Below are 7,623 nucleotides of genomic sequence, written 5' to 3' on the forward strand. Positions count from 1 at the left end.
GCGGTGGTTCCGAGCCCTCTGCCCGAGGGCTCCTGGGGAGCGGAACGAGGGTGCACATGGCGGGCAAGGCGACTGGGACGATCGACGCGGTCCCGGGCGAACAGGAACTGAGACGGCTCCTCGCGGGGCTGACGGCGGTCCGCGACGGCGACTTCGGCACGCGTCTGCCGGACGACTCCAGCGGACTGATGGGCGACATCGCCACCGTCTTCAACGGCATGGTCGACCAGTTGTCCGTGTTCACCTCCGAGGTGACCCGGGTGGCCCGCGAGGTGGGGACCGAGGGCACCCTCGGCGGCCAGGCGGAGGTGCCGGGCGTCTCCGGCACCTGGGCCGACCTCACCGACTCCGTCAACGCGATGGCGGGCAACCTCACCACCCAGGTGCGTGACATCGCCCAGGTCGCCACCGCCGTCGCCAAGGGCGACCTGTCCCAGAAGATCGACGTCCCCGCGCGCGGCGAGATCCTCCAGCTCAAGGAGACCGTCAACACGATGGTCGACCAGCTCTCCGCGTTCGCCGACGAGGTGACCCGGGTGGCGCGCGAGGTGGGCACCGAGGGGCGCCTCGGGGGACAGGCGCAGGTGCCCGGGGTCGCCGGTGTCTGGCGGGACCTCACGGATTCGGTCAACTTCATGGCCGGAAATCTCACCGCTCAGGTGCGCAACGTCGCCCAGGTGACGACGGCGGTGGCGCAGGGCGACCTGTCGCAGAAGATCACGGTGGACGCCCGGGGCGAGATCCTGGAGCTGAAGAGCACCATCAACACGATGGTGGACCAGCTCTCGGCGTTCGCGGACGAGGTGACCCGGGTGGCCCGCGAGGTGGGTACCGAGGGCCGGCTGGGCGGTCAGGCGGACGTCAAGGGCGTCAAGGGCACCTGGCGGGACCTCACGGATTCCGTCAACTTCATGGGCGGGAACCTCACCGCCCAGGTGCGCAACGTCGCCCAGGTGGCCACCGCGGTGGCGCAGGGCGACCTGTCGCAGAAGATCACGGTGGACGCGCGCGGCGAGATTCTGGAGCTGAAGAACACCATCAACACGATGGTGGACCAGCTCTCGGCGTTCGCCGACGAGGTGACCCGGGTCGCCCGCGAGGTCGGCACCGCCGGCAACCTCGGCGGACAGGCCACCGTGCGCGGGGTCTCGGGCACCTGGAAGGACCTCACCGACAACGTCAACGTGATGGCGTCCAACCTCACCGGTCAGGTCCGCTCCATCGCCCAGGTCGCCACGGCCGTCGCCAAGGGCGACCTGTCGCAGAAGATCACCGTCGAGGCCAAGGGCGAGGTCGCCGCGCTCGCCGACGTCATCAACACCATGGTCGACACGCTCTCCGCGTTCGCGGACGAGGTCACCCGCGTCGCCCGCGAGGTCGGCACCGAGGGCCGGCTCGGCGGACAGGCCCATGTGCCCAACGTGGCCGGCACCTGGAAGGACCTCACCGACAACGTCAACTCCATGGCCAACAACCTCACCGGCCAGGTGCGCAACATCGCGCTGGTGACCACCGCCGTGGCCCGGGGCGACCTGTCCAAGAAGATCGACGTCGACGCGCGCGGCGAGATCCTCGAACTGAAGACGACCATCAACACGATGGTGGACCAGCTCTCGGCGTTCGCCGACGAGGTGACCCGCGTGGCCCGCGAGGTCGGCACCGAGGGCCGGCTCGGCGGACAGGCCGAGGTCGAGGGCGTCTCCGGCACCTGGAAGCGCCTGACGGAGAACGTCAACGAACTCGCCGGCAACCTCACCCGGCAGGTGCGCGCCATCGCCGACGTGGCCAGCGCCGTCGCCGAGGGCGACCTGACCCGGTCGATCACCGTCGACGCCTCCGGCGAGGTCGCCGACCTCAAGGACAACATCAACTCCATGGTGGAGTCCCTGCGCGAGACCACCCTGGCCAACCAGGAACAGGACTGGCTCAAGACCAACCTCGCCCGTATCTCCGCCCTCATGCAGGGCCACCGCGACCTGCCCGTCGTCGCGGAGCTGATCATGGACGAGCTGGTGCCCCAGGTCTCCGCCCAGTACGGCGCCTTCTACCTCGCCGAGGACGACGAGGCCGGACCCGAACTGCGGCTCGTCGGCTCCTACGGCAGGCCGGAGGACGACAACCGGCCCGCCCGCATCCCGTTCGGCCGGTCCCTGGTCGGCCAGGCCGCGCGCAGCCGCCGCACGATCGCCGTGGACGAGCTGCCGCCCGGCTACGTCACCATCTCCTCCGGGCTCGGACAGATCGAGCCCACCGCCCTGCTGCTGCTCCCCATCCTCTTCGAGGAGCAGGTCCTCGGCGTCATCGAGCTCGCCGCGGTCACCGCGTTCACCCCCGTCCAGCGGGACTTCCTGCAACAGCTGGTCGACACCATCGGCGTCAACGTCAACACGATCGTCGCCAACGCCCGCACCGACGAACTGCTGGAGGAGTCCCAGCGCCTCACCAGCGAACTGCGCTCCCGTTCCGCGGAGTTGCAGGCGCGTCAGGAGGAACTGCAGCAGTCCAACGCCGAACTGGAGGACAAGGCCTCCCTGCTGGCCGACCAGAACCGGGACATCGAGGCGAAGAACCTGCAGATCGAGCAGGCGCGGCAGGAACTGGAGGCCCGCGCACAGCAGTTGTCGCTCGCCTCCCGCTACAAGTCCGAGTTCCTCGCGAACATGAGCCATGAGCTGCGCACCCCGCTCAACAGCCTGCTCATCCTCGCCCAGCTGCTGGCCCAGAACCCCTCCCGCAACCTCACCCCCAAGCAGGTCGAGTACGCGGGCATCATCCACTCCGCGGGTTCCGATCTGCTGCAGCTCATCAACGACATCCTCGACCTGTCCAAGGTCGAGGCCGGAAAGATGGACGTCAGCCCCGAGCGGGTCCCGCTGCGGCAGCTCATCGAGTACGTCGAGGCCACCTTCCGCCCGATGACCTCGCAGAAGAGCCTGGACTTCACCGTCACCACCGCGCCCGGCGCCCCCGCCGACCTGCTCACCGACGACTCCCGGCTGCGGCAGATCCTGCGCAACCTGCTCTCCAACGCCGTGAAGTTCACCGAGCAGGGCAGCGTCGAACTGCGCATCGAACCGGCCCCCGACGACGAGGTGCCCGAGGGCGTGGTGCGGGGCGGAACCCTCGTGGCCTTCCGGGTGAAGGACACCGGCATCGGCATCCCCGAACAGCAGCGGGAGACCATCTTCGGCGCCTTCCAGCAGGCGGACGGCACCACCAGCCGCAAGTACGGCGGCACCGGCCTCGGCCTGTCCATCACCCGGGAGATCGCCCATCTCCTCGGTGGCGCCGTCACCGTGACCAGCACACCCGGCAAGGGCAGCACCTTCACCCTCTTCCTGCCCGTCGCCCGGGTGGACTTCGAGGAGCTGCTGCGCAGCGCGCCGAAGCCGCCCGAGCTGTCGCCGGCCGGCACGGCGCCCGGAACGGGGATCCTGGAGGGCGCGCCCCCGGCGGCCGCCAGGCGGGAGCGCCCGCGCCGCCTGCTGGTGGTGGAGGAGCGGCCGCGCGGCCTGCTCACGCTCGTCGCCGAGAGCGTCGTCGGGGATCTCGGGCACGGCCGCGCCGAGGGCGCCACCGTCGACATCATCGCCGCGGTCGGCGCGCACGAGGCCGCCGGCGCCCTCGCCGCCGAGCCCTGCCACTGCGTCGTCGTCGAACTCGGCGCGCCGGACGGGGAGTCGGCCCGCTTCCTGCGGGCGCTGCGCGGCGACTCCGCCCTGGCGAGCGTCCCGGTCCTGGTGCACAGCTCGCACCGCACCGAGCATCTCGCCGAGGACACCGCGGGCGGCTCGCTGGAGTACCTGTACAGCCTGGACGAGCTGCGCGAGCGGATCGCCCTGCATCTGTCGGCCGAGGAACCCGGCGAGGTGCTCACCCTGGTCCGCGGCGAGGAGCCGCAGCTCACGGCGCCCCAGCCGGTCGACGAGCGGACCCGCGGCCGTACGGTCCTCGTCGTCGACGACGACGCCCGGAACCTGTTCGCGCTCAGCGGCATCCTCGAACTGCACGGTTTCCGCGTGCTGCACGCGGAGAACGGCCGCAAGGGCATCGACACGCTGGTGAACAACCCGGACGTCGAACTCGTCCTGATGGACGTGATGATGCCCGAGATGGACGGCTACACGGCGACGGCCGAGATCCGCAGGATGCCCCAGTACGCCGACCTGCCGGTCATCGCCGTGACCGCCAAGGCCATGCAGGGCGACCGGGAGAAGAGCCTCGCGTCCGGCGCCAGCGACTACGTCACCAAACCGGTGGACACCCAGGACCTCATTGCCTGCGTCCGGCGCTGGCTGCCCGCATGAGGAACAACGCCATGACCGCCGGCCGAGGAGCAGGTATCCGGTGAACGACTACGAACCGCTGTCCGAGGCGGCCGCCCCGCACCCGGGCTCTCCCGGCGCAGGCCCGCCCGCCGTCCCCGGCGCGCCCGGGGCCGTGGAACCGCCCGGACCGCCCGGGGCCGGGGGGCCCTCGGGCCTGGCCGGGGTCCTGGACCCGTCCGGCCCGGTGACGGCCGCGGAACTCTCCGGTCCGTCCGAGGAGAGCGACCCCGCCGGTCCCTCCGGGGCGCCGGCCACCTCGCCCGTGGGCAGGCTCGCCGCCACCGTCGAGCGGCTGCGCGGGGAGGTGCGGGCGGCGCAGGCCGAGGCCGAGGGCCGGGCACTGCTGGAACTGGCCAAGGGCATCCTGGTCGAGCGCCTCGGCTGCGGCCCCGCCCAGGCCGCCCGACAGCTCGCCGAACTGACCGAGCAGGCCCGGGTGACACCGCTGGAGTTCGCGGTCGAGGTCATCAACCAGGCCGCCCGGGACCGGGTCTCGGAGGTCGCCAAGGCCTTCCTGGCCGCCACCGCGGACCCGGCCGGGCAGGTCGAGGACTCCGCCGCCGTACGGCTGCGCGCCGCCGAGAGCGGCGTCCTCGCCGCCGACGACACCCAGGCGGTGGCCGACTCGCTGCTCCAGCACGCCCTGCGGCCGCTCGGCGCGGTGGCCGTAGCCGTCTGGGCCGCCGGCTCCGACGGCTCGCTGACCCTGGCGGGCAGCGCGGGGTTCCCGCAGGCCGAGGCGGACCGCTGGCGCTACGTCCCGCCGGACGTGGCCACCGTGGCCCGGCGCGGCCTGACCGAGCCGGACGGCCAGTGGCTGACGTCGCTCGCCGAGTCCGGGCTGCCCACCATCGGCCGCCGGGACTTCGCGGAGGGCGCCCGGGCCGCCGTACCGGCCGGCGTGGGCGGCCGCATCCACGGCGTCCTGGAGATCGCCTGGCCGGGCCCCGAGGGCCCGAAGCCGCCGCAGGTGGTCCGTCAGCTCGAGGCGCTCGCCGAACTGTGCGCGCACACCCTGGAGTCCCACCCGCTGCTGCCCGGGGCCCAGGACAACCGGGTGCTGCCGGACGTGGTGGAACTGATGGACCTGGCGGACGGGCTGCACGACCCGGCCCTGGTGCTGGTGCCGCACCTCGACGACACCGGACAGCTCGTCGACTTCCGCATCCAGCACGTCAACAGCCACTTCCTCGACCCGGCGGGCCGGCCGCGGGCCGTCGTCGGCGGCGCCCTGCTGCTGGAGGCCTACCCGATGGCCGCCGGGGCCAACGAGCTGTTCCAGCGGGTGGAGCGGGTCTACGCCACCGGCGAGCCGTTCCGCGCCCACCGCATGCGGCTCACCGCCCTGGTCGACCAGGTGCCGCTGTCGGCGGTCGCCGACATCAGCATCAGCCGGCACGGCTCCAGCGTGCTGCTCATCTGGCGGATCGAGGACGAGGCGGCCCGCCTGGCCAGTCTGCTCCAGCACGCTCAGCGGCTCGGCCGCATCGGCGGCTTCGAGGAGAACCTGCTGACCGCCGAGATCACCTGGAACGGGCAGCTGTTCGACCTGTACGGCCGGCCGTCCACCAGCCCTCCGGTCCGACTGGAGGACCTGGCCGCGCACGCGCACCCCGACGACGCCGTCGGCATCGGCAGGTTCCTGCGCACCCTGGTGCACCACCGGCGCCCGGCTTCCGTCGCCTTCCGGCTGCAGCGGCCGGAAGGGGTGACCCGGCACGTGCGGGTGGTGGCCGAACCCGTCCTGGACACCGACGGCCAGCTGCTCGTCGTCCGCGGCGCCTACCAGGACATCTCCGCCCAGCACTGGACGGAGGTCGCCCTGGCCGCCACCCGCGACCAGCTCGTCCACACCGAGCAGCAGGCCGACGAGCGCAACCGTCTGGCCCTGCAGCTCCAGCACGCCATCATGCCTCCGACGCAGACCCCCCTGGAGGTGCCTGACCTTCAGATCGCCGTGCGCTACCGGCCCGCCGAGACGGAGCAGCTGGTCGGCGGCGACTGGTACGACACGGTGGTGCTGCCCTCGGGCCTGGTGCTGCTGTGCGTGGGGGACGTCGCCGGGCACGGCATAGAGGCGGCGACCAGCATGGTCGTCCTGCGCAACGCCCTGCGCGGCCTGGCCGTGACCGGCGCCGGGCCCGCGCAGTTGCTGTCCTGGCTGAACATCGTCGCCCACCATCTGACCGGGGCCGTCACGGCCACCGCGGTGTGCGGTCTGTACGACGGCGAGCGGCGCATCCTGCGCTGGGCCCGGGCGGGCCATCTCCCGCCGGTCCTGGTGCGGGACACGGAGGCCACCGCCATGCCCACGCTCAAGGGGCTGCTGCTGGGCGCCGTACCGGACGCCGAGTACGAGGAGACGGAGGTGCAACTGGCGGCCGGGGACACCCTGTTGATGTACACCGACGGTCTGATCGAGCGACGGGACCGCTCCGTCCAGGAGTCCCTGTCGCATCTGCTGTCCATGGCCCGCTCGGCACCCGGCGGCCTGGACCAGCACCTGGACCGGCTGCTCACGCACAGCAGGTCGGACACCGACGACGACACCTGCATCGTGGGGATCAGGCTGGCCTGAGCCGGGCGGCGCTTGGGTGAGGGGCTCCGTGAGGATCTGGACGCGGTGCTGGCCGGTTCCACGAGTGGAGTGGATCTGGACCTGGGCGGGCTGGACTTCTGCGACTGTGCCGGCCTGAACGTCCTCCTCGACCTCCGGCGAAGCGTCTTGGAGCAGGGCAAGACGGTCGTCATCCGCGCCAGCAACCCGGTGGTCGACAGACTGCTCACTCTCCTCGGGGCGCAAGGACTGTTCGCCCCCCTCTCCACAACGCGGAGAGCTAGTGCTCTGACCGCATAGACACCTCAGGCGCTCAACACGTCAAGCTGCGGCAGCGAGTTCGACGGGGAAGGCGGTGTGCTCGTCGAACAGCTTGCGGTGCTGAAGGCAGTGGTAGAGCTGGCCGAGCATGCGGTTGAAGAGGTTCCTCTGGGCGGCTGCGTGCCAGTCTCCGTGGCCGTCGCGGCGCCTGCGGTAGTGGGTCCTGGCGCCTGGTGAGGCGGTGATGGCGGAGAAGGCCCAGAGGTAGCCGGCGTGATTGAGGCGGCTTCTTGACCCACCGGCGGGTGATGCTCGACTTCTTGCCAGAGGCCCTGGTGATGGGTGAGGCGCCGGCGTATGCCTTCAGGCCTCGGGCGTCGGCGAAGCGGTTGCGGTCGTCTCCGATCTCGGCGAGCACCCGGGCACCGAGCTGGATGCCGAGGCCGGGGAAGCTGAGGATGATCTCAGCGTCCGGGT

At 71.7% G+C, this 7,623-nt stretch carries 3 protein-coding genes and 1 pseudogene; 3 read left to right on the forward strand and 1 reads right to left on the reverse strand.

Going from position 1 to position 7,623, the window contains the following annotated elements; all coding sequences use genetic code 11:
- Positions 1-56 precede the first annotated feature (56 nt).
- The 3 genes from ACFVVO_RS35755 to ACFVVO_RS35765 all read left to right on the forward strand — a co-directional run bounded on the left by ACFVVO_RS35755 (position 57) and on the right by ACFVVO_RS35765 (position 7,185).
- Positions 57-4,307 (forward strand): HAMP domain-containing protein, encoded by a 4,251-nt coding sequence (locus ACFVVO_RS35755; RefSeq protein WP_390060719.1) that lies wholly within the window; start codon positions 57-59, stop codon positions 4,305-4,307.
- A 205-nt stretch (positions 4,308-4,512) separates the two neighbouring features.
- The gene (locus ACFVVO_RS35760; protein ID WP_390060726.1) at positions 4,513-6,906 is read left to right on the forward strand and encodes a SpoIIE family protein phosphatase; all 2,394 of its coding nucleotides are present in this window, start codon (positions 4,513-4,515) and stop codon (positions 6,904-6,906) included.
- A gap of 12 nt (positions 6,907-6,918) precedes the next feature.
- Complete coding sequence (locus ACFVVO_RS35765) at positions 6,919-7,185, forward strand: STAS domain-containing protein (protein ID WP_390060721.1); 267 nt, start codon at positions 6,919-6,921, stop codon at positions 7,183-7,185.
- Positions 7,186-7,206: 21 nt separating this feature from the next.
- Here ACFVVO_RS35765 and ACFVVO_RS35770 read toward each other — a convergent pair.
- Positions 7,207-7,623, reverse strand: a pseudogene (locus ACFVVO_RS35770) (IS110 family transposase); the annotation flags it as partial.

This window comes from Streptomyces sp. NPDC058145, from assembly GCF_042884245.1.
GTDB lineage: Bacteria > Actinomycetota > Actinomycetes > Streptomycetales > Streptomycetaceae > Streptomyces.